This is a genomic window from Actinacidiphila sp. bgisy167 (genome assembly GCF_965342175.1).
In the GTDB taxonomy this organism is placed as follows: Bacteria; Actinomycetota; Actinomycetes; order Streptomycetales; family Streptomycetaceae; genus Actinacidiphila.
On sequence record NZ_CBDRBL010000030.1, the window covers coordinates 49,230 to 72,179 of the forward strand.

Consider the following 22,950-nt stretch of genomic DNA (forward strand, 5'->3'; position numbering starts at 1 on the left):
CAGGCGCTGACGGCCCCTGCGGCGTTCCCGGCGGCCCAGGACGCGCACAGGGGCGTGCGTCAGACGGCGGCGTTGCGGTGGCCGCCGACCAGGCGCGGCATCAGGCGGAAGCCGAAACCGCCCGCGATCATCGTGGCGGCGCCGACCAGCAGGAACAGGCTGTCGCCGGCACCGGTCTCAGCCAGCTCTTCCGTGGTGTCACCCTGGGTGACGACCTCGGTGGTGCCGAGGTTGTCGGTGTTGGTGTTGTCGGCGCAGGTCACGCTGTCGCCGTCGAGGGTGCAGGTGGTGCCGTCGCCGTCCGAGCCGCCGGTGCCGGAACCGCCGGTCCCGGAACCGCCGGTTCCGGAACCGCCGGCGCCGTTCCCGGTGCCGGCGTTGCCGTTGCCCGCATTGCCGTTGCCCGCATTGCCGTTGCCCGGATCGCCGTTGCCGTTGCCCGGATCGCCGTTGCCGTTGCCGTTGCCCGGGTCGGTGGGCCCACCGGTCGAGTCACCCGGGTCCGGGTCACCGGTCGGGTCGCCCGTCGTCGGGTCACCGGTCGGGTCGCCCGTCGTCGGGTCACCGGTCGGGTCACCGGTCGTCGGGTCACCGGTCGGGTCGCCCGTCGTCGGGTCACCGGTCGGGTCACCGGTCGTCGGGTCACCGGTCGGGTCACCGGTCGTCGGGTCACCGGTCGGGTCACCGGTCGTCGGGTCACCGGTCGGGTCACCGGTCGTCGGGTCACCGGTCGGGTCGCCCGTAACGCCGGTGGTGGGGTCGTCGTCACCGTCCAAAGAGGCGGAGACGCCGACTTCGGTACCGGCCGCGTTCAGACCGATGTCCAGGCCGACGGCCTGCGCGGCACCGGCGGCCGTCAACGACCCGCCGGCCGCGATCACCGCGGCAGCGGCTATGCGGGCCATCCGCAGCCGCGTGTTCTTCTTGCTCATCTGGCAACTACCCCCAGTAGCTTCTCGTCAGTGGAGCAGCGTCACAGGGGGAGCGTCCTGCGGGGCGGTGCACTGCAAGGCCGGGGCTGAGACCACCGGCCGCGCTCGCCCCCGTTCGCTCGCGCCCCAGTCATACGCATGCCGCGGATCACGATTCCCAGATTTCACAGCGCCGTCAAGGGCCTTCCAAGCGCAATGCCGGAATTGGCGGCCTATGCCACCCACTTGCTTACGGGGCTGTGACCCAAGAAGCACAACTGCCGCCCATCGGACGGCAGTTGTGAAGACCTCGCGAAAGGACGACGCGTCAGGCGCGCACGTCCTGCTCCTGCTGCTTGCGCCAGCGGATTCCCGCCTCGAGGAAGCCGTCGATGTCGCCGTCGAGGACGCCCTGCGGGTTGCCGACCTCGTAGTCCGTCCGCAGGTCCTTGACCATCTGGTACGGGTGCAGCACATACGAACGCATCTGGTTGCCCCAGGAGTTGCCGCCGTCGCCCTTGAGGGCGTCCATCTTGGCCTGCTCCTCCTGGCGGCGCCGCTCCAGCAGCTTGGCCTGCAGGACGTTCATCGCGCTGGCCTTGTTCTGGATCTGGGAGCGCTCGTTCTGGCAGGAGACCACGATGCCGGTCGGGATGTGGGTGATCCGGACCGCCGAGTCGGTGGTGTTGACGCCCTGGCCGCCGGGCCCGGAGGCGCGGTAGACGTCGATCCGCAGCTCGGTCTCGTCGATCTCGACGTGGTCGCTCTGCTCGACGACCGGCAGCACCTCGACGCCCGCGAAGGAGGTCTGGCGCCGGCCCTGGTTGTCGAACGGCGAGATGCGCACCAGCCGGTGCGTGCCCTGCTCGACCGAGAGGGTGCCGTAGGCGTAGGGCGCCTTGACCACGAAGGTCGTGGACTTGATGCCGGCCTCTTCCGCGTACGAGGTCTCGTAGACCTCCGTCGGGTAGCCGTGCCGCTCGGACCACCGCAGGTACATGCGCTGCAACTGCTCGGCGAAGTCGGCGGCGTCGACGCCGCCCGCCTCGGCGCGGATGTTGACCAGCGCCTCACGGGCGTCGTACTCACCCGACAGAAGGGTGCGGACCTCCATCTCGTCCAGCGCCTTGCGCACCGACTCCAACTCGGCCTCGGCCTCGGCGCGGGTGTCCGCGTCGTCCTCGGCCTCGGCGAGTTCGAAGAGCACCGCCAGGTCGTCGATGCGCCCGCGCAGCGCCTCGGTCTTGCGGACCTCGGCCTGCAGGTGCGACAGCTTGCTGGTGATCTTCTGTGCCGCCTCGGGGTCGTCCCACAGCGACGGCGCCGCCGCCTGCTCCTCGAGCACGGCGATGTCTGCCCTCAGCTTGTCGAGGTCCAGAACGGCCTCGATCGAGGCCATGGTCGACGAGAGGGACTTGAGCTCTTCGGATACATCCAGGACTGCCACGCCCCCAGCGTACCGGCACGCCGCGCGTTGCCGCTCCGGTGCGCCGGGACGGGTCGGCCGCCGGCCGGGAAACCCCGTTACCGCTCAGGCCGGGAGGGGGGCCGAGGCATGGGCGAGCGTGCCGTCGGGGCGCCGGAGGTAGAGGGTCAGGGTGTCGTCCGCGGTGGCCAGGCCGGGGTGGGAGGAGGTGCCGGCGGAGAGCGGCACCGGGGTCCACGCGCCGCCGTCGAGGACCGCGGCGACCAGGGCGCCGTCGGCGGCGGGGGCGAGGACGAAGAGCCGGCCGTCGGACACGGCGGGTTCGGGACGGCCCGTTGCGTCGAGGCCGGTGACGATCTCGGAGGGGCGCCAGGCGCCGTTGACGTACGACAGGCGCAGCACCGCGCCGTCGGCCTTGCGGACGGCGAAGGCGTCGAGCGTGCCGGGCGCGGCCGACACCAGGCCGGGGGCGGCGGTGATCCGGCCCGCGGTGGGGACCAGTGCCCAGGCGTTCCAGCGGCCGTCGGTCCAGGAGGAGGTGACGAGGTCCCCGCCGGAGCAGCCGACCAGGTCGATGCGGCCGGGCGCGGAGGACGCGGCGGCGGGGGTGGTGGTGAACCGGGCGGGCTGGTCGACCTGGTACCAGTCGCCCCACGCTCCGCCGCTCAGGGTGCGGCGGTAGACCCTGTGGTCGGTGCCGAGCGCGAAGACGTCCAGCTGTCCGGCTCGCGACGAGACGACCGAGGGGTCGTCGGCGACGCTTATACCGGTGAGCCGGTGCCAGGCGCCGGCGGCCAGATACCAGATGTTCTTGTCGCTGCCCCGGGTGAAGACATACGTGGTCCCGGACACGGCGATCGCGCGAGGGCCTCCGACCGGGTGGACGTCGCGGTCAGGGAGGCGGGGCAGCGCCGTGTAGCCGGACCAGCGCAGCGCGGCCTCCTCGGTGGTCGCCGCCGGGGTGTCGACCGCGCCCTGCGGGGAGGCGGCGGCGCCGGTGGGGGCGGTCGGGGTGGTCGAGGCCTCGCTGGTCGGCTTGTCCTCGCGGCTGGTGGAACCGGCGTCGTCGTCGGAACCGGAGGCCGCGATCGCCCAGCCGCCGAGACCGACGACCAGCGCGGCGGCCGCCGCGGCGCCGATCTTGACACGGCGGCGCTGGAGGGCGTCGGGGACGGCCCGGTGGCGGGCCCGCTGGCCGGGCACCGGGGCGGGCCGGGCGCCGGCCAGTTCCTCCGCGGTGGGCAGCTTGATGCTGGTGTGCGTGTCGCGCGTCGAGTCGGGTGCGGAGCCGCGGACCAGGGGGACGGCGCCGCGCGGCCGGGTGGCCGGCGCGTCGTAGGGCTCGGCGGGGGAGCCGGGGTCGTACGCCTCCTCGCCCTGGTGGTCCCCGGGCGCGTCCACCTCCAGCGGGGGCAGTCCCGCGAGGGACGGGAGCAGCTCGCGCAACCGGGCGCCGACCTCGGCCGCCCTCAGCCGGGAGGCGGGGGCCTTGGCGAGGCACTGGGAGAGCAGCCGCCACAGCTCGTCCGGCAGGTCCGGCAGCGGCGCGACCGACTCGGTGACGTGCCGGCGCAGGACCGCGCCCGGGTGGCCGCCGCCGAACGGGGTGAAGCCGGCGAGCAGTTCGTACAGGACGGTGGCGAGGGCGTAGATGTCGACCGAGGCCCGCGGCGGCAGGCCCTCGATGATCTCCGGGGCCAGGTAGTCGGGGGTGCCGATGATGCGGGTGGCGCGGGTCCGGCGCGGGGAGTCGACCAGCCGCGCGATGCCGAAGTCGGTGAGCAGCGCCGGGGGCGCCCCGCCCGGTCCGGGCGGGGCGGCGCTGTCCAGCAGCACGTTCTCGGGTTTGACGTCGCGGTGGACGACGCCCGCGGCGTGCGCCGCGGCCAGGCCGTCCGCGACGTCCGCGGTGATGGAGACGGCTGCCGCGGGGGTGAGCCGGCGTTCGCGCTCCAGCCGGGAGCGCAGGTCCGTGCCGCGGACCAGGTCCATGACGAGCGCGAGGTCGCTGCCGTCGACCACCAGGTCGCGGATGCCGACGATGTGCGGGTGGTGGAGCGCCAGCAGGGCCGTGCGCTCCTGGACGAAGCGGCCGACGAGGTCCTGGTCGGAGGCGAGGTCCTCGCGCAGCAGCTTGATGGCGACCGGGCCCTCGGGGCCCTCGCCCAGCCACACCGTGCCCGCGGAACCCCGCCCCAGCACCTGGTGCGCGGTGTACCGGCTGCCGATCTTCCGTCCCAAGGCTGCTCCGACTCCTCCGAGGTGCCGTCGTGTTGGCGACAAAGCTACGCGGATGCGAGCCGGTTGGGGGAGCCTGGCAGGGGTGAGTGCGGCTTCTCCGGGAGAAATCACCCTCCAGAAGTCGACAAATCACCACCCCGGCCTCAGTGGAAGGTGACGGTGGGCCGGCCGCCGGAGGCGCACCCGCCGCACGGCACCGGGCGGTGCCCGGCGCCGTGCGCGCGTCGTGCGGGGGTCCTACGGGGTGCCGCCGGAAGTCCCGGAGCCGCCCGAGGAGCCACCGAGGTCCGAGACCCACTTCCAGAAGCCCTCGACACCGTCGCTGGCGGTGCGCCACAGGCTCCTGCCCTCGCCGATCCACTCCTGGACGGGGGTGAGGTACCAGACGAGCAGGATGATCACGATCAGCACGATGATCATCGTGAAGCAGCCCTTGAGGCACCCCAGGCCCGGGATCTTCATGGGGTTGGCGCTGCGCTGCCGAGGCTCGCGGTACGCGGCGGGCTCGGGCGCCGGCGGGCGCTGGGGCTCGTAGCGCTGGTGCTGCGGCTGCTGGTGGCGCGGCGCGTACTGCTGGGGCTGCGGCGGCTGCTGCCGGGGCTGCGGCTGCGGCTGGTACCGCTGGGGGTGCGGCTGCGGGGCCTGGGCGGGCTGCCGGTACGGAGGCTGCGGCTGCGGCTGCGGCTGCGGCTGGTGCGCCTGCGGCGGCTGCTGGGCGGCCGCCCGGCGGGGTCTGCGACGCAGCGGGTCCTGCTCCGGGTCCAGGTACTGGATCTCGGTCTGCTCGGCGCGTGCCCGGGCGCGGCTGAGCTGCGACTCCCACGGGTGCGGCCCCTGCGGGGCGTCCGGGCCGGAGCCCTGCGGCCCGTCCGGCACCGGCGGCATCACACGGGTGCCGTCGCCGGACCCGGCCGACGCCGAGCCGCCCGGGATCACCCGCGTCGCGTCCGCCGCGCCGGCGGCAGAGGCGGGCAGCACACTGGTCGCGGCATTGGGGTCGTACGCGTCGTACCCGCCGGCGGGCGGGCGGTTCGGCAGCACCTGGGTGCGGTCGGCGGCGCCCGGCGGCACGAGCGGCGTGTCCGGGACGGTCGCGGGGGCCGGGTCCGGCGCGAGCAGCGAGGCGACGCCGAGCGCAGCCTCGGACTGCGCCGGGGAGGAGTGCACGCCCACACCCGCCGCGACGACGCGCAGGGCGCGGGCCAGGTTCTCCGCGCTGGGCCGCTCACCGGGCTCCTTGCGAAGGCAGCGCTCGATGACCGTCCACAGCGGCTCGGGCACGGTGGAGGGGCGGCGCGGCTCCTCGCTCAGGTGCTGCTGCAGCACCTCGAGCGCGTTGTCGCCCCTGAAGGGCGGACGGCCGGTGACCAGTTCGTACAGCAGGATGCCGGCGCCGTAGACGTCCACCGCCGAGGTCTGCGGACGGCCCTGGGCCGACTCCGGCGCTATGTAGGCGGGCGTGCCGACGAACTCGTGGGTGCGGGTGACGCCGGGCGAGTCCGCCAGGCGCGCGATGCCGAAGTCCGTCAGCATCGGGTGCATCTGCTGGGCGCCGTCCGGGCCCTCGACCGTGGCGAGCAGGACGTTGGCCGGCTTCAGGTCCCGGTGGACCACGCCGTCGGCGTGGCTCGCCGCCAGGGCGTCGGCCACGGCGGCGGTCAGCAGGGCGGCGCCGACCGGCGAGAACGGGCCGTTCTCGCGCAGGTGGCGGTAGAGGTCGGGGCCGTCGACGAGGTCCATCACCAGGGCGAGCAGCTCGCCCTCCACGACCAGGTCGCGGACCCGGACGATGTGGGGGTGGCGCAGCCGGAGCAGGACGGAGCGCTCACGCAGGAAGCGCATGACGATGTCCGGGTCGCTCGCCAGCTCCTCCTTGAGCACCTTGATCGCGACGGTCTCGCCGGTGTCCCGCACCTGGGACCGCCACACGGTGCCCGTGGCTCCGCGCCCGAGCGGCTCCACCAGTTCGTATCTGCTGCCTACCGGCCGCACGTTCGCGCTCCCTGGATCTTGGCCTGGTCCATGGCCTGTTTCGCCCACTGTAGTGCCGCCGCGTGGGAGCGGGGCTGCGTTCCGGTGCGGGGCGGGCATGGGGTTAGGACGCCGAGTACGGTCGTTTGGTTGCTTTTTCCGACCAAAGCCGACTACTCAAGATCGCAAAGATGGGCACCGGCGGCGAACTGTCGGCGGCGGGTGGGAGGATGCGTGTCGCGGACGTGCATCACCGATCGAGCCGGCCCATCCGGGCCGGCCGAGCCGGGGAGGCCGCCGTCCGCTCCTGTACGTGTCGACGTCCCGGGCAGGGCGGGGTGGGGTCGGGGTCCCGCGCCGCGGTGGATCGGGCAGAAGGGACCGTGGACGGAGATGCAGATCCGGCTGACCGTTCTCGGGCCGCGCGGCGGCCGCGCGGCGCGCTCCTGCGACGTGCTGGTCACCGCGCCCGCGGGAACACCCCTCAGTGCCGTGGCCGGCGCCCTCGCGTCGGGCTCGGGCGGCTCGGGCCAGCCGGCGCGCGGCGGCAAGTCCACACCGCCGCTCTACGCGGGCGCCGAGCGGCTCGACCCGGCGACGGCCGTCCTCGGGGTGCCGCCGCTGCTCGACGGCGCTGTCCTGTCGCTGCACTCCCCCGCCGACGGGCACGACGTCGGCCGCCCCACGGCCGCCGCCCGGCTGCATGTGGTCGGCGGGCCCGACGCCGGTGGCGTCCACCTGCTGCAGGGCGGCCGCGTCCGGGTCGGCCGGTCGGCTGACGCGGACGTGCCGCTGGACGACCCCGACGTCTCCCGGCTGCACTGCGCCGTCACGGTGGACGGCGAGGGGCGGGTCACCGTCGCCGACCTCGGCTCCACCAACGGCACCACCCTCGACGGCGCTCCGGTCGGCGAGCGCGCGGTCCCCTTCCCCGCGGGCGCGCTGCTGCGGATCGGCGAGTCGACCCTGCGGCTGGAGCCCGCGCCCCCCGGGTCGGCCGTCCCCGCGCCGCCTGCCTCCATCCCGGCCGTCCCCGACGCCGAGGGGCACCTGCAGGTGGCCCTCCCCCCGGCCTCCTGGCCGGACACCGGCCGTGTGGCGACCTGGCGTCCCGCCCCCGCCCGCCCCGAGGACGGAGGGGACCGCGGCCCCTCGGAGCGGGCCGCCGCGCGGACGGCGGCGCCTGCCCCCGGCCCGACGACCGCCGGCACCGGCTCCGGGCACATCGTCACGGCCTCCCCCGCAGCTCCCCCGCCCGCTCAGGGCCGGGCGGAAGCCGCGCCGCCGGCCACCCCGGCCCGGCGGGACACCCCGCAACGCGGCCTGCCCGAGCAACCCCCCGCCGACGCGCCCTCCCAGGGCCGCCGCGGCGGCGGGCGCGCCGCGGAGGCCGGCAGCCGGATGGCCGGCGCCATAGGGAGCTGGGCCAGACGGCTGACCACCGGACGCGGCATCCCGGGCGTCGAGGGCTCCGCGGCCGGTGGGACGGGGTACGACCAGGCCGACGCGGCGGCGCTGCGCGAGCGCTGGCCGGATCCCGCGGCCGTCCTGCTCACCGCGCTCGGGCCGGGCCCGCGGCTGTGGGAGCGCGGTCCCGGCCATCCCGACCTGCTCACGGTCCGGCTCGGTACCGCCGACCTGACCGCCGAGGACGGCTTCCGGACGCTGCCGGCCGTGCCGTTCACCGTCGACCTGCGCGATCCGCACACCCATGTGCTGGGCCTGGCCGGACCGCGCCCGCGGCTGTCCGGGCTGGCCCGGGCGGTGCTCGCCCAGCTCTGCGCCCTGCATCCGCCCGGCGTGCTGGAGGTCGTCCTGATCAGCGCCGACCGCTCCCGTCCCGCCGAGCAGCGGGCCGAGGAGTGGGGCTGGCTGTACTGGCTGCCGCATCTGCGTCCGGCCCACGGACAGGACTGCCGGCTGCTCACGGCCTCCGACCGGGAGCAGGCCGAGGCCCGGGTCGCCGAGCTCGTCCGGCGCATCGAACAGGGCCCGCTCGGCACCGGCTGGGCGACGGCCACTGTCGAGATGGTCGCCGAGGCCGCCGCCCGCCGCGAGGGCCCGTACACGCTGCTGGTGGTCGACGGCGACCCCGGCTCGGCCTATCTCCGCGAGGCCGCCGACCGCATCGCGGCCGCCGGGCCGTCGGTGGGGGTGCACCTGCTGTGCCTGGCCGAGAGCCCGGAGCGGCTGGCCGTCCGTTGCGGCGCCGTCGCCGTCCTGGAGGGCGACGTCGCGACGACGCTGCGGATGGCGCCGCACGGCCCCGCGCACATGACCATGGAGGCGGTGTCGGCGGCCTGGGCGGAGCGTTTCGCCCGGGCCCTCGCCCCCCTGCGCGAGGGCGACGCCACACCGCGCCCCACACGCTCCGCGCTGCCGCCCTCCGCCCGGCTCCTGGACGAGCTGGACCTGGCACTCGCCACCCCCGCCAAGATCTCCGGCCGCTGGGCCGAGCCGGCTCCCTCCGGTGGCGCCGCGGCGGCCGTCCTGGGCGCCGGGCCGGAGGGCCGGATCCTGGTCGACCTGGCCGCCGAGGGGCCGCACCTGCTGATTGGCGGCGCGGCGGGCTCGGGCAAGAGCGAACTGCTGCGTTCGGTGGCCGCCGCACTGTCCGCGGGCGAGCGGCCGGACCGGCTGGCCCTCGTCCTCGTCGACGGCGCCGGGGCGGAACGGGGCGAGGGCCTGCGCTCCTGCACCGACCTGCCGCACGTCTCGACCTACTTGTCCGCCTCGGACCCGGTGCGGATGCGCGAATTCGCCCAGGCGCTGTCGGCGGAGCTGAAGCGCCGTGACGAGGTGCTGGGCGGGGCCGACTTCGCGCAGTGGCACGAGCGCCGCCGGCGGCCCGCCGTGCCCCGGCAGGGGGAGCCGGGCCGCGACCCGGCCGCCGCGGCCGTCCCGCAGGCGCGCGGCGCGGTGCGGGTGCGGACCCGCACCACCGAGCCGCTGCCGCGGCTGGTCGTCGTGGTGGACGACTTCGACGCCCTGGTCGCCCCCGCGCTCGGCAGTCCCGGCCGTCCCGCCGCGGGTTCGGTCGTGCGCGCCCTGGAGAGCGTGGCGCGCGACGGCGAGCGGCTCGGCGTCCACCTGGTCGCCGCGACCGGCCGCCCCGAGCGCACCGCGGGCACCGACGCCGACGAGGCGGCGCGGCTGCGGATCGCCCTGCGCACCGAGGAGCCGGAGTCGGCGGTGCTGCTGGTCGCCGTCGAGGAGCCGGCGAGCGTCGACGACGCCCTTCCGGGCCGCGGCTATCTGCGCCGGCCGGACGGCGCCGTCACCGCCTTCCAAGCCGGCCGAATCAGTGGCCGGATCCCGAGGACGGCGACCCTGCGGCCGACCGTGGTCCCGCTGGAGTGGGACCGCATGGGCGACCCGCCGGCCCGCCGCCCGGTCCGCGAACTGGGCAACGGCCCCACCGACCTCGCTCTGCTGGCCAGCGCCCTGCAGCGTGCCGCGGAGTCCGCGTCGGCCGATCCGGCGCCGCCGCTGCTCTGATCCGCCCCGGCCCGTACACCCGCCCGCCCGAACGGCCGTGCGTACGGAACGCCGTCACGCCCGCCCGCCCGAACAGCCGGTCACAGCCAGGTCACGATCCAACGGCCGTGTGCCGAGGCGCCTGGTTCGGCCCCACCCTGGTGACGCCCGCGACCACGGGGCGCAGCTGTGGATGCGGGCGGGCTACGCCGTGGCGATGATCGCGGCGGGCCTTGCCGCGCTGCCGCGGTAGCTGCCGGCGGCGGGACGGGGCGGGCGAACAGCGGCTTTCCGCCCGCGTGATCATGCCCCTGGGCGGCCCGGCGATCGCCTCGCCGGGCATCTTCCCGTTCCTGTGGGTGTGGAACGACATGCTGTGGCGCTGATCTTCTCCAACGCCGGATCACAGCCGATCACGGTCGCGCTGCAGCAGCAGGTCCGGCGGTTCGGCACCACCATCGACGTCCTGTCGCCGGGGCCTGCGTCGCGATGGCCGTCCCGCTCGTCGTCTTCGTCGCCCTCCAGCGGCAGTTCGTCTCCGGCGTCATGGCGGACGCCGTGACGTAGCCGGACCACGACCCCGTGGAGCACCGCAGGTCAGGGGGCAACACTCCGTCGCCGGACGGGTCGCCGTACGCGGCGCACGCACGGGATATAACGGACATACGCCGCGTAAGCCAACATTACGGATGTGCTGCCTTGCCCCGGTTCAGCGTCATCGTGCCCGTCCACAAGGTGCAGGCCTATCTGCACGAGTGCATGGAGTCCGTGCTCGGGCAGAGCTTCTCGGACTTCGAGGTGATCGCCGTCGACGACCGCTCCCCCGACGCGAGCGGCGCCATCCTCGACGCCTTCGCGGCCCGCGACCGCCGGGTGACCGCCCTGCACCTGAAGGAGAACGTGGGCCTCGGCCCGGCCCGCAACGCCGGGATGGCCCGGGCCACCGGCGACTACCTGCTCTTCCTCGACAGCGACGACACCCTCGCCCCCGGCTCCCTACAGGCCCTCGCAGACCGCCTGAAGGAGACCGCGGAACCGGACGTGCTGGTCTACGACTACGCCCGCACCTACTGGGACGGCCGCATCGTGCGCAACCAGCGCGCCGCCCTCCTCGCCCAGGACGGCCGCCCGGCCGGCCCCCTCGACGACCGCCCCGAACTGCTGCGGCTGCTGCCGGTCGCCTGGAACAAGGCGTACCGGCGGGAGTTCGTCCAGCGCCGCGACGCCGCCTTCCCACCCGGCTGGTACGAGGACGTGCCCTGGACTTACCCCCTGCTGCTCGCCGCCCGCAGCGTCGCCGTGCTCGACCGGGTGTGCGTGCACTACCGGCAGCGCCGCCGGGGCAGCATCCTGCGCACCACCAGCAGCCGGCACTTCGACATCTTCGACCAGTACGACCGGGTCTTCGCCTTCCTCGACCGCAACCCGGCGCTCGACGGCTGGCGGCCCGCCCTCTTCGGACGGATGACCGACCACCTGCTGGCGGTCTACAACACCCCCGGCCGGCTGCCCCGCTCGGCCCGAGGCGTCTACTTCCAGCGCTGCAGCGTCCACTTCCGCCGCTACCGCCCGCAGGAGCCCGGCCCCCGTCCCAACGGCGTCCCCGGCGGCACCCGGCGGCTGCTCGTACGGCTCGGCGCACGGCAGGTCTTCGACGCCGTACGCACCGCCAACTCGCTGCGCAGGAGGCTGCGGCGGCTGGCGAAGGACTCCGCGCGGGCGGCCCGGGAGGCGGTGCTGCGGCTGCACTACCGGCTCCAGCGGCGCCGCTCCCTCGACCCGGACCTCGCGGTCTTCGCGGCCTGCCGCTACGGCGGCTACGCCGGCGACCCCGCCGCGCTGGAGGCCGCCGTCCGCGACCTGGCCCCGCACATCCGCACCGCGTGGATCACGACTCCGGCGTACGCCCACACCCTGCCGCGCGGCGTACGCCGGCTCCAGCCCGGCTCACCGGCGTACTGGACGGCGCTGGCACGCGCCACCTACCTGGTCAACAACCGCAACTTCCCGCACGCCTACCGCAAGCGGCGCGGCCAGGTGAACCTCCACACCCATCAGGGCACCCCGCTGGGCCGCATGGGCCTGGACGTCCAGGGGCACCCGGCGGCCTCGGCGGGCCGGGACTTCGCCCGGATGCTCGCCCACATCGACCGCTGGGACTTCTGCCTGTCCGCCAACCCGCACTCGACGGTCGTCTGGGAACGCGCCTACCCCGCCGGCTACACCACCCTGGAGCACGGCCGGCCCGCCAACGACGTCCTGCTGCGCGCCGACGCCGACGACGTACGGCGCATCCGCGCCGGACTCGGCGTCCCCGCGGGCTCCACGGCGATCCTGTACGCCCCCGCGCACCGCGACTACCGCCTCGGCTTCCACCCGCCCGTCGACCTGGGCCGGCTGGCCCGCGAACTCGGCCCCGGGCATGTCGTCCTGTACCGCGCGCCGTACGGTCACGGCGGCACCGCCTCGCTGCCCGAGGGGCTGCCGGACACCGTGCTGGACGTCTCCGGCCACCACTCGGCGCAGGAGCTGTGCCTGGCCGCGGACGGGCTGGTCACCGACTACTCGCCCCTGATGTTCGACTTCGCCGTCCTCGACCGCCCCATCGTCGTCCACGCCGAGGACTGGACGGCCTACCGGGCCGCCCGCGGCGCCTACGTCGACATCACCGCCGAAGCCCCCGGGCCGGTCGCCCGCACCGAGGACGAACTGCTGTCCGTCCTCACCACGGACGCCTGGCACGACCCCCGCGCGGCACAGGCGCGCGCCGCGTTCCGGGCCCGTTTCTGCCCGTACGACGACGGCCACGCCGCCGAGCGGGTCGTCCGCCGCGTCTTCCTCGGCGAGGACGGCGGCCAGCCCGCCGTCCTCCCCCCGGAGCACCGCACCCCGGCCCCGCCGGCCCGCCCCTGACGCCCGGGCCCGGAACGCGTACGACGCCGACCCGCGGGCCTACGACGACCCGGCAGGCCCGAGCCACGCGGCCGCACCCGAAAGGTCCCCGGCCCCGGCCCGGAGCCGGACGGGCACGCGCGCCCCGCGGAGCGCCGCAGGCTCACCCCGGGGGCGGGGCGGGGGTGCGCTCGTCCGGCTTCAGGACGGGCAGCAGTTCGCGCTCGCCCAGCAGCACGCGGCGTACGGCGCGCTCGGCCGCCCGCCCGTCGTCCCAGGGGCAGAAGCGGGCCCGGAAGGCCGCGCGCAGCTCGGCCGCCTCGGGGGAGGACCAGGCGCCGGTGCGGAAGGCGCCGGCGATGGCGGCCTCGTCGCGGGCGACGACGCCCGGGGTCTCGCCGGGGCGGCCGGAGACGAGGTCGAAGTAGACGCCGCGCGCGGCCCGGTAGACCTCCCAGTCGGCGGCGTGCACGACGATCGGGCGGTCGAGGGCCGCATAGTCGAACATCAGCGACGAGTAGTCGGTGAGCAGGGCGTCGGAGGCCAGGCACAACTCCTCCAGCGGGGTGTGCGCGGAGACGTCCAGAGCTCCTTCCGGCAGCTCCGCCGCGCCGGTGCCGGGGTAGAAGTAGTGCGCGCGGACCAGCACCAGGTACTCCCTGCCCAGTGCCCGGCACAGCCGGCCGAGGTCCAGCTGCGGGACGAACTCCCGCTGGTAGTCGCGGTGCGTGGGGGCGTACAGGATCGCCCTGACCCCGTCCGGGATGCCCAGCCGCGCCCGGATGCGGCGCACGTCGCCGGCGTCGGCCGTGAAATAGGCGTCGTTGCGGGGATAGCCGGTGGGCAGCGTCAGGTAGCCGCCGGGGTAGACCCGCTCCCAGACCTCGCTGGAGTGGGGGTTGGCGGACAGCGAGTAGTCCCACTGGTCGGCGTGCTCCAGCAGGCGGCGGAAGCTCATGCCCTTGGCCACCGCCGGGTGGGCGCGCAGGTCCATGCCCATGTGCTTGAGCGGGGTGCCGTGGTGGGTCTGCAGATAGATCTGGCCCGGGCGCTTGACGACCTCCCCGGTGAAGTTGGCGTTGTTCACCAGGAAGCGGGCGCGGGCCAGCACCTCCCAGTAACGGCGCGAGTTCACCTCCACCGCGTCGACGCCCTCGGGGACGGCGTCCCTCCCGCCGCGCCGGACGACCCACACCCCGTGCAGGTGCGGGGCGAGCTCGCGGGCCTTGCGGTAGATCGCGGCGGGGCTGCACAGCACCCCCCTGTTCCAGTACGCCGCGTACACCACCAGGCCGTCGTCGAGCGGGCGGCGCCGCTCCAGCGCGTACCAGCGGCGGTACACCTCGCGCGCCGCCGCGTTGCGGCGGACGCGCAGCCGCCGGGCGGCCCGGGCGCGCAGCTCCGCCGCGCGGTGGGCGGCGAAGCTGCCGGGCAGCCCCGCGCGGCGGAAGAAGGCGGCGCGGTCCTGCGGGCGCAGCCGTCCGGGGTCGTCCAGGACGGCACGCAGCCGCCGCTCCCGCTCGGCGCGCAGCACCGGCAGGTCGTGCCGGGCCAGCAGGGCGTCGTACCGGTCGACGAGGGCGAGGTGCTGCGGGCCCGGCGTGCTGGAGAAGCTGCCGTGGCGGCGCCTGCGCCAGGTGACGCAGACCCGGTCCAGGCAGGCGATGCGCGGGGCGGCGAGCAGTGTCTCGTACGCCACCGGGACGTCCTCGTAGGGCCCGGTGCCGAAAGCGAAACCGGCCCAGTAGTCGCGCCTCACCACCCGGTTCCAGGCGGCGGGGAACACGGTCAGGCACTCGGGGCGCTCGGTGGCCCGGAAGGCGGCGTGGCCGGCGAGGGCGGCGGAGTGGAGGAAGGGGCCGTCCCCGCTGCCCGCGCGGTGCTCCCACACGTCGAGCCGGTCGTGGTCGAAGAGCAGCACCTCCGGATCGCCGGTGGACCGCAGCCGCGCGTCGAGCGCGGCCGGCGCGCCGGGCGCGAGGAGGTCGTCGGCGTCGAGGAAGAGCAGGTAGTCGCCGCTGGCGCGGGCCGCTCCGGCGTTCCTCGCCGGGCCGGGCCCGCCGTTGCGGGGCTGCCGCAGCAGGAGCACCCTGGGGTCGGCGGCGGCCACCTCCTCGACGACGGCTGCCGAACCGTCGGGCGAGCAGTCGTCGACCGCGACGACCTCCAGGTCCGCGTAGCCCTGCCCGAGCACCGACTCCAGGCACGCGCGGACATAGCCCTGCGCCTTCCATACCGGGACGATCACGCTGAACCGAGGCATAGCGCCGAGCGTATGCAGGGCCGGCCCCCGGCGCCCGGCAGGTCACCCGAAAGGCGCAGGCGAGGTGACCGAGGAGGCGATCACGAGTTGAACCCCTCGCCCCCCTGTCGCCCTCGTCCGGAAAGGGCCACGTCACCATGGTCTCGCGCACCCCCCGCCTCACGGTCGTCGTTCCGGTGCACAACGTCGAGAGCTGGCTCGAGGAGTGCCTCCGCTCGGTCGCCGCGCAGACCTTCGACGCCCTCGACGTGGTCATGGTCGACGACGGCTCCACCGACTCCGGCCCGAGGATCGCCCAGCGCTTCGCCGACCGCGACCCCCGCTTCCGCCTCGTCCGGCAGGACAACGGCGGCCTGGGCCACGCCCGCAACACCGGCACCCGGCACGCCGACCCGCGCACCGAGTACCTGTGCTTCCTCGACAGCGACGACATCCTGCCGCCGCGCGCCTACGAGAAGCTGGTGGGGCTGCTGGACGGTTCGGGCTCGGACTTCGCGACCGGCAACGTGTGGCGACTGACCGCCGACGGCCGCAGCCAGGCCTGGCAGCACCGGGACATGACCCGCACCGTCACCGGCACCCACATCACCCAGGACCTGTCCCTGCTGTCGGACCGCGTCGCCTGGAACAAGGTCTTCCGCCGCTCCTTCTGGGAGCGCCACCGCCTCGCCTTCCCCGAGGGCGTGCTCTACGAGGACACCCCCCTCACCATCCCCGCCCACTTCCTCGCCGACGCCGTCGACGTCTGCCACGAGCACGTCTACTACTGGAGGATCCGCGAGGGCTCCATCACGAGGCGCCGCACCGACGTCAAGGGCGTACGCGACCGGATCGCCGCCGTCGACCACGTCAGCCGCTTCCTCGCCGACCCGGCCCGCACCCCGTGGACCCCCTTCAAGCGGGCCTACGACCGCTCGGTCCTCACCGACGACCTGCTGTACTTCATCGACGCCCTGCCGCTGGCCGGCCCCGAGTACCGGCGGGTCTTCATGGAGCGCTGCCGCGACTGGCTCACCCGTGTGGACCCGGGCCTCTTCCCGGAACTGCCCGCCGGGCTGCGCATCAAGTGGCATCTGATCGCCAAGGACCGCCTCGACGACCTGCTGGCGGTGCTCGACCACGAGCAGCGCAACTCCGCGGGTTTCGCCGTCGCCGGCCCGCCGCTGCGCAAGCGGGCGGTGCTGCGCGGAGCGGACGGCGGCCGGATCGCCCTGCCGGCCGCGGCGGCCCGGCTGCGGCGCTCGGACTTCCCCGTCCGGGCCCGGGTGCGCGAGGTGGTGCGGGAGAACGGCCGTCTCGTCCTGCGCGGCTATGCCTACCTGCGCAACATCGACGCGGACCGCAAGGGCGCCGCGCACATCACCGCCGTCGCCGTCCATGGCCGCGGCCGCCGGGCCAAGGTGGTGCTGCTGCCGGTCAGGATCCGTCAGGAGCCCGCCGCCACCCTCAACTCGCGCCAGGAGGAACACTGCTACGACTGGTCCGGCTTCGAGATCGCGATCGATCCGGCGCGGCTGACCACCGGCCTCCGCCAGGGCGAACCGCGGGCCGGCCGCTGGCGGCTCGGAGTGATCGTCGCGGCCAAGGGGGTCATCCGCAGGGCGGGCCTGCGCGCCGCCGACGCCGGCTCGGGGGCGTCCCCGCCGTCGTACGCGACCGCCGGCGGCATGCGGCTGGTGCCGTACTACCGGCAGGGACGGCTGCACCTGGCGGTGGAACCGCAGGTCCGGCGGCTGACCGGGCACCGGGCGACCGCCGACGGCACCGCGGTCGAGCTGGACTTCACCGGCGCGCCGGAGGCGTCGGCGGTGCGGCTGACGCACTCCGCGACGCCCACCGTGCTGGAGTACCCCCTGGAGCCCCCGGCCCGCGGGGAGGCGGACGACGGCGTCCGCCGGGCCCGCGTGCCCCTCGCCGACCTGGCGGCCGCCCGGCCCGCGCTGGACGCCGGGCCCAAGGAGATCCGCCCCGAGGACACCGACAGCTGGGACGTCGCGCTGCTGCGCCCCGGGCACGCCGATCCCGTCCACGTCGAAGGAGCGCCGCCCCCAGGCCACTACGACCTGGGCATCGACCCCCGCCTCGGGGGGACGCCGCGGCGGCTGCTGGTCGAGGCGAAGGCCTCGGGCAAGCTGGTGCTGCGCGACCGCACCCCCCAGCCGGTCGCCGACGCCATCGGCTGGACCGCCGAGAGCGCGCTGGTCGTCGCCGGCCGCCTGGCCCCCGGCTGCGCGCCCGGCCCCGCCGAACTGGTGCTGCGCCACGGCACCCACCGCGTGGAGCACGCCGTCCCGGTGCAGGCCGACGGCGCGCCCGGACGCCGGCCCGGCTCCCCCACGCCGCCCAGCGCCATCCCGTCGCTGCCGCACGCCGGTCAGGAGGGTCCGGACCCGCTGGAAGGGCGCCGTTTCACGGCCATCCTGCGCCCCGGCGCGCTGGAGTCCCTCGCCGGCACCGTGCCGCTGCCCGCCGGCCGGTGGTACCTGTACCTGCGCGACGGAGCCGGCGCGGAGGCCCCCGTGCGGGTGGCGCCGGGGGTCTTCGAGGCCCTGCCGATGGCGGCGGAGGCGGGCGGCAAGTCCTTCTGCGTCGACCGCCGCTTCCACGACCGGCTGTTCCTCGACGCCCGGCCCACGGTGCCGGAACCCCAGCGCGGCCCGTACCGGCAGCGGGTGCTGCGCGAGGTGCACCACCCCCGCACCCGCGGCCTCCCGCGGCGCGAGGCGGTCCTCTACAGTGCCTTCGACGGCCGGGCGTACGGGGACTCGCCGCGCGCCGTCCACGAGGAGCTGCTGCGCCGCCGCGCCGCCGACGGCCTGGAGCACCTGTGGGTGGTCAGGGACGGCCAGGCTCCGCCGCCGGCCACCGCGCGGCCGATCGTGCTGCACAGCGCCGCCTGGTACGAGGCGCTCGGCCGCTGCCGCTACATCGTCACCAACACGCATCTGCCGCAGTGGTTCACCCGCCGCCCGGACCAGACCGTGCTGCAGACCTGGCACGGCACCCCCCTCAAGCGGACCGGCCGGGACCTCGCCGGCACCCTGTGCGCGGACCTGGTGCACCTGCCCCGCCCTCCCCGCGACCCGGGCGTCCAGTGGAGCCTGCTGCTGTCGCCGAACGCGTACAGCACCCCGCTGCTGCGCGCCGCCCTCGGCTACGACGGCCCGGTCGCCGAGACGGGGCTGCCCCGCACGGACGTGCTCTTCGCCGACGACCGCGACAAGACGGCCGCCGCGCTGCGCGACCGGCTGCGGATCCCCCGGGGCCGCACCGTCGTGCTGTACGCGCCGACGCGCCGTGACGACCTGGCGTACGACGCCGAGCACTACCGCATGTCGCCCCACCTGGACCTGGTGGAGGCCGAACGCGCCCTGGGCGCCGACCACGTCCTGCTCTTCCGCTCCCACCCCCTGGTCGCCGACCGCGTCCGCGACGGCGACTTCGTGCGCGACGTGTCCTCCCACCCCGACGTGGCGGAGCTGATGCTGCTCGCCGACGTCCTGGTCACCGACTACGCGTCACCGGCGGCCGACTTCGCCAACACCGGCCGGCCGATGCTCTTCCTCGTCCCCGACCTCGACCACTTCCGCGACACCCTGCGCGGCTTCTATCCCGACTTCGAGGCCCAGGCCCCCGGTCCGCTGCTGCAGTCCACCGCCGAACTGGCGGGCGCGCTGCGCGACCTGGACGCCGTGGCACGGCACAGCGCCGACGCGTACGCCCACTTCCGCGCGACGTTCTGCCCCCTCGACGACGGCGGCGCCGCGGCCCGCGCCGTCGACCGGCTGCTCGTACCCGACCGCCACTGACCCCCGCCGCCACCGACCCCGCGAAGACCCAGGATCCCCATGCCCCGCTTCTCCGTCATCGTCCCGGTCCACCGGGTGCAGGGCTATCTGCGCGCCTGCCTCGACTCGGTGCTCTCGCAGTCGCTGCCCGACCTCGAGGTGATCGCGGTCGACGACTGCTCGCCGGACCACAGCGGCCGCATCCTCGACGAGTACGCGGCCCGCGACTCCCGGGTGATCGCGCTGCACCACGAGGAGAACCGGGGCGTGGGCCGGGCCCGCAACACCGGCGCCGAGCGGGCCACCGGCGACTACCTGCTCTTCCTCGACGGCGACGACACCCTCGCACCCGGCTCCCTGGAGGCCGTCGCCGAACGCCTCAAGCAGGACGGCGACCCGGACATCCTCTACTTCGACCATGTGCGCACCTACTGGTGGGAGGGCGTCGAGAAGAGCCTGTTCGGGCAGCTGCTCGCCTCGGCCGGCACCGACGTCTTCCGCATCACCGAACGCCCGGAGTTCCTCCGGCTGTTCGCGATGACCTCCAACCGCGTCTACCGCCGCGCCTTCTACCAGGGGCACGGCTTCTCCTTCAGCGACGGCATCTACGAGGACGCCCTCGTCTCCTACGTCACGATGCTCAGCGCCGAGCGGATCTCCTGCCTGGCCCGGCCGGTGCTGGAGTACCGGCAGCGGCGCAGCGGCGCCAGCACCCGCAGCCCCGGCCGGGGCCACTTCGTCATCCTCGACCAGTACACCCGGCTCTTCGACTTCCTCGACGCGCCCGGCCGCGAACACCTCGCGCCACTGCGGCCGATGCTGTTCGAGCGGGCCGTCAGCCACTTCCTGTTCTGCCTCGGCAACCCCGACCGGATCCCGCCGCGGCTGCGCGGCGAGTTCTTCCGGCTCGCGGCCCGCTGGTACGCCCGCCACCTGCCGGAGCACTTCGAGCCGCCCGCGGACAAGGCCCTCGGCTACCGGCGGCTGGCCCGCGGCAGCTGGCTGCTGGCCCGGCTGGGCGACGTGCCGCGCACCGCCGGCAAGGAGCTGGCCCGGCGCAGGCGGCGGCTGCGCCGGCACGTCGCCGACCGGGCCAAGGCCGTCTTGTACGCCTACCACCTGCGGCGGCCGCTCGACCCCCATCTCGCGGTGTACTCGGCGTACTGGGACCGCGGGGTGTTCTGCAACCCGGCCGCGATCTACCACAAGGCGCGCGAGATCGCCCCCCACGTCCACGGCGTGTGGCTGGTCCGCAAGTCCGACGTCGCCCGGGTGCCCGAGGGCGTGGACCACGTGGTGCCGCGCACCCGCCGCTACTGGCGGCTGATGGCCCGCGCCACGTACCTGATCAGCAACGTCAACTTCCCCAACGACGTCCGCAAACGGCCCGGCAGCGTGCACCTGCAGACCCACCACGGCACCCCGCTGAAGAAGATGGGCCTGGACCAGCAGCGCTATCCGGCCTCCGCCAGGGGCATGAGCTTCCGCCGGCTGCTGGAACGGGTGGACCGCTGGGACTACAGCCTGTCCGCCAACCCGCACTCCAGCGAGATCTGGGAGCGCGTCTACCCCTCCTCCTGGCAGCACCTGGAGACCGGCTACCCGCGCAACGACGTCCTCCTGACCGCGGGCGCCGCCGAGGTCGCCGCCGCCCGCGCGGAGCTGGGCATCGCCCCGGGCCGCATCGCGGTCCTGTACGCGCCGACGACCCGCGACTACCAGCGCGGCTTCGTGCCCCGGCTGGACGTGGAGCGGCTGTGCCGCGCCCTCGGCGAGGGCTTCGTCCTGCTGACCCGTATCCACTACTTCCACGGCGAGGACGCCCGCCTGCGGGCGCTGCACGAGGAGGGACTGCTCGTCGACGTCTCCCGGCACCCCTCGGTCGAGCAGCTGTGCCTGGCCGCCGACGCCCTGGTCACCGACTACTCCTCGATCATGTTCGACTACGCGGTCCTCGACCGCCCCATCGTCATCCACGCCGACGACTGGCCGGTCTACCGGGCCAGCCGGGGCGTCTACTTCGACCTGCTGTCCGGCGCCCCGGGCGAGACCCCCGGCGCGGTCTCCACCAGCGACGACGAACTGATCGCCGTGTTCCGCGACGGCGCCTGGAACAGCCCCGAGGCGGCCCTGCTGCGGGAGGCGTTCCGCCGCCGCTTCTGCGCCTTCGACGACGGCCGGGCCGCCGAGCGCGTCGTCCGGCGCCTCTTCCTGGGCGAGACCGAGCCGCTGCCCGTCGTACCCCTCGAGGACCGCACCCCGGCCCCCGCTCCCGCGCTCCTGGCCGGCGCCGCGCCGCGCGAACGGCGCTCCGGGCAGCGGAAGGCCGCCGCGAAGCCCTAGCGACGCCCCGTACGGGCCCCGCCGGGATGCAGCCCCGGCCGTGGAGATCAAGCATCGAGAGGACGACGTGACGAGCCGACGACGTCCGGGAGGGTTTCGGTGACCGGCGTGCTGACCCAGCGGGACTGGCGGACCCAGGCATACGAGCTGCGGCAGGTGCGCCGGCCCTCGCCGTACCTCATCCTCGGCACCCTCTTCTGGGCGGTGGTGGCCTACCGCACCTGGCAGTCGCCGATCGCCTCCGACTTCGGGCAGCACGCCGCCGCCGTCGAGCGGATCGCCGCCGACTGGCTGCACCCGGCCAATCCGCTGCTCGACCTGCCGGGCGCCGGCAGCCCCTACTTCACCCCGTACACCGTGGCGCTCGGACTGCTGTCGAAGCTGACGGGCGTCCCCGGCTGGCAGCTGCTCAAGGGGTGCGGCCCGGTCAACCTGGCGCTGATCGTCACCGGCATCGGCGCCTTCACCCGCGTGCTGAGCGACCGGCGCTGGGCGCCGGTGCTCGCGCTCGCCGCGTTCGTCCTGCTGTGGGGGCCGCAGCACAAGGAGTGGAGCGGCTTCCTCGGCCTGCAGTCGATGATCCGGGGGTTGACCTATCCCAGCGCCTTCGCCGTCGGCGTGACGTTCTGGGTGTGGGCGCTCACCGCCCGGGCGGCCCGGCGCGGCGCCGCCGGTCCGTGGCTGCACGCCACCCTGGGGCTGCTCATCGGAACGGTGCTGCTGGTGCACCCCTTCACGGCGATGGGCGCCGTCATCGGCGTGGTCGCCCTCGTCATCGGCATGCAGCGCACCCCGGTCGCCGCCGGGGTCCTCGGCCGGTGGGCGCTGACCGCCGCGGTCGCCTTCGCGGTCGCCGCCTGGTGGCCGTACTTCAGCATCTCCGCGCTGCTCGGCGACCCCACCGTCGACGACGTCCACCGGCGGCTGTACGCGGACCTGTGGCAGTGGTACGGCCTGGCCCTGGCCGGGCTTCCGGCGCTGCTGTGGCGGCTGCGGCACAACCGCTTCGACCCGCTGGTGCTGATGTTCGCCGCGGACTGCGCGGTCGCCGCGTACGGGTGGCTCAGCGGCTCCTACTCCTTCGGCCGGATCTTCGGACTGCTGCTGGTGCCGCTGCAGTTCGCGCTGGCGGTGGAACTCGCACAGGCCCCGCCGTGGACGCCGCTGCGCACCGTGCTGGCCCCGCTGGCGGCGGCGGCGGCCTGCGCGGGGCTGCTGGCGCAGGCCGGCGCGGTCGTCCCGGCCCGCTACGTACCGCCCGCGCTGCATCTGCAGCGGCTGAACGGCTGGCCCAGCTACGAGTGGGCGGGGGCGCACGTCGCCGCCGGGGACGTCCTGCTGACCGGCGGCTACGACCCCCAGCACGTCATGCCCGCCTACGGGGTGTTCCTCGTCTCCCCCGCCTGGCCGGACCCTTCGACGACGGCGGCCGAGCGCCGGCGGCGCGAGGACGACGTGCGCGCCTACCTCTCCCCCGCGACACCGGCGGAGCAGCGCCTGGCCATCGCCCGCCGCTACGACGTGACGTGGGTCATGACCGGGCCCGGCGACCCGGCCCCGCCGGGCGGCGTCGAGGTCGACCGGAGCCCGCGCACGGGCGAGCGGCTGTACCGGGTCGGCTGAGCCCTGCCACGCGGC

Annotated in this window: 10 protein-coding genes and 1 pseudogene; 6 read left to right on the forward strand and 5 right to left on the reverse strand. The window is 75.1% G+C overall.

Going from position 1 to position 22,950, the window contains the following annotated elements; genetic code table 11:
- Nucleotides 1-59 precede the first annotated feature (59 nt).
- The 4 genes from ACRWND_RS14670 to ACRWND_RS14685 all read right to left on the reverse strand — a co-directional run bounded on the left by ACRWND_RS14670 (nt 60) and on the right by ACRWND_RS14685 (nt 6,570).
- Nucleotides 60-932: a hypothetical protein gene (locus ACRWND_RS14670; RefSeq protein ID WP_431949225.1), complete on the reverse strand. Its 873-nt coding sequence runs from the start codon at nt 930-932 to the stop codon at nt 60-62.
- Between the two features lie 307 nt (nt 933-1,239).
- A complete protein-coding gene (gene prfB, locus ACRWND_RS14675) occupies nt 1,240-2,358 on the reverse strand; it encodes a peptide chain release factor 2 (protein WP_431949227.1) in 1,119 nt (372 codons plus the stop codon).
- Nucleotides 2,359-2,442: 84 nt separating this feature from the next.
- Nucleotides 2,443-4,578, reverse strand: a complete 2,136-nt coding sequence (locus ACRWND_RS14680) for a protein kinase domain-containing protein (RefSeq protein ID WP_431949229.1) — start codon at nt 4,576-4,578, stop codon at nt 2,443-2,445.
- 237 nt (nt 4,579-4,815) lie between these two features.
- Complete coding sequence (locus ACRWND_RS14685) at nt 4,816-6,570, reverse strand: protein kinase domain-containing protein (RefSeq protein WP_431949231.1); 1,755 nt, start codon at nt 6,568-6,570, stop codon at nt 4,816-4,818.
- Between the two features lie 372 nt (nt 6,571-6,942).
- Between ACRWND_RS14685 and ACRWND_RS14690 the strand changes: the two genes are divergently transcribed.
- The 3 genes and pseudogenes from ACRWND_RS14690 to ACRWND_RS14700 all read left to right on the forward strand — a co-directional run bounded on the left by ACRWND_RS14690 (nt 6,943) and on the right by ACRWND_RS14700 (nt 12,939).
- Entirely contained in the window at nt 6,943-10,047 is a 3,105-nt protein-coding gene (locus tag ACRWND_RS14690) for an FtsK/SpoIIIE domain-containing protein (protein ID WP_431949233.1), read from the forward strand.
- A gap of 239 nt (nt 10,048-10,286) precedes the next feature.
- Nucleotides 10,287-10,593, forward strand: a pseudogene (locus tag ACRWND_RS14695) (carbohydrate ABC transporter permease); the annotation flags it as partial.
- A 132-nt stretch (nt 10,594-10,725) separates the two neighbouring features.
- A complete protein-coding gene (locus tag ACRWND_RS14700; protein ID WP_431949235.1) occupies nt 10,726-12,939 on the forward strand; it encodes a bifunctional glycosyltransferase/CDP-glycerol:glycerophosphate glycerophosphotransferase in 2,214 nt (737 codons plus the stop codon).
- Between the two features lie 142 nt (nt 12,940-13,081).
- Here the strand turns inward: ACRWND_RS14700 and ACRWND_RS14705 are convergent, their stop codons facing one another.
- Nucleotides 13,082-15,181 (reverse strand): bifunctional glycosyltransferase/CDP-glycerol:glycerophosphate glycerophosphotransferase, encoded by a 2,100-nt coding sequence (locus ACRWND_RS14705; protein ID WP_431949237.1) that lies wholly within the window; start codon nt 15,179-15,181, stop codon nt 13,082-13,084.
- A gap of 137 nt (nt 15,182-15,318) precedes the next feature.
- Here ACRWND_RS14705 and ACRWND_RS14710 point away from each other — a divergent pair, with 137 nt between their 5' ends.
- From ACRWND_RS14710 to ACRWND_RS14720, 3 genes are all read left to right on the forward strand, one after another.
- On the forward strand, nt 15,319-18,990 hold the full coding sequence (locus ACRWND_RS14710; RefSeq protein WP_431949239.1) for a CDP-glycerol glycerophosphotransferase family protein: 3,672 nt from the start codon (nt 15,319-15,321) through the stop codon (nt 18,988-18,990).
- Between the two features lie 39 nt (nt 18,991-19,029).
- Nucleotides 19,030-21,312 carry a bifunctional glycosyltransferase/CDP-glycerol:glycerophosphate glycerophosphotransferase gene (locus ACRWND_RS14715; protein WP_431949241.1) on the forward strand — a complete coding sequence of 761 codons (2,283 nt, stop codon included), beginning with the start codon at nt 19,030-19,032 and terminating at the stop codon, nt 21,310-21,312.
- Between the two features lie 99 nt (nt 21,313-21,411).
- Nucleotides 21,412-22,935, forward strand: a complete 1,524-nt coding sequence (locus tag ACRWND_RS14720) for a hypothetical protein (protein WP_431949243.1) — start codon at nt 21,412-21,414, stop codon at nt 22,933-22,935.
- Nucleotides 22,936-22,950 lie beyond the last annotated feature (15 nt).

What these genes read in the sequence shown, in the direction of transcription:
- ACRWND_RS14710 (WP_431949239.1), top strand. Translation starts at nt 15,319, where the DNA reads ATGGTCTCGCGCACCCCCCGCCTCACGGTCGTCGTTCCGGTGCACAAC.
- ACRWND_RS14715 (WP_431949241.1), top strand. Translation starts at nt 19,030, where the DNA reads ATGCCCCGCTTCTCCGTCATCGTCCCGGTCCACCGGGTGCAGGGCTAT.
- ACRWND_RS14690 (WP_431949233.1), top strand. Translation starts at nt 6,943, where the DNA reads ATGCAGATCCGGCTGACCGTTCTCGGGCCGCGCGGCGGCCGCGCGGCG.
- ACRWND_RS14670 (WP_431949225.1), bottom strand. Translation starts at nt 932, where the DNA reads ATGAGCAAGAAGAACACGCGGCTGCGGATGGCCCGCATAGCCGCTGCC.
- ACRWND_RS14705 (WP_431949237.1), bottom strand. Translation starts at nt 15,181, where the DNA reads ATGCCTCGGTTCAGCGTGATCGTCCCGGTATGGAAGGCGCAGGGCTAT.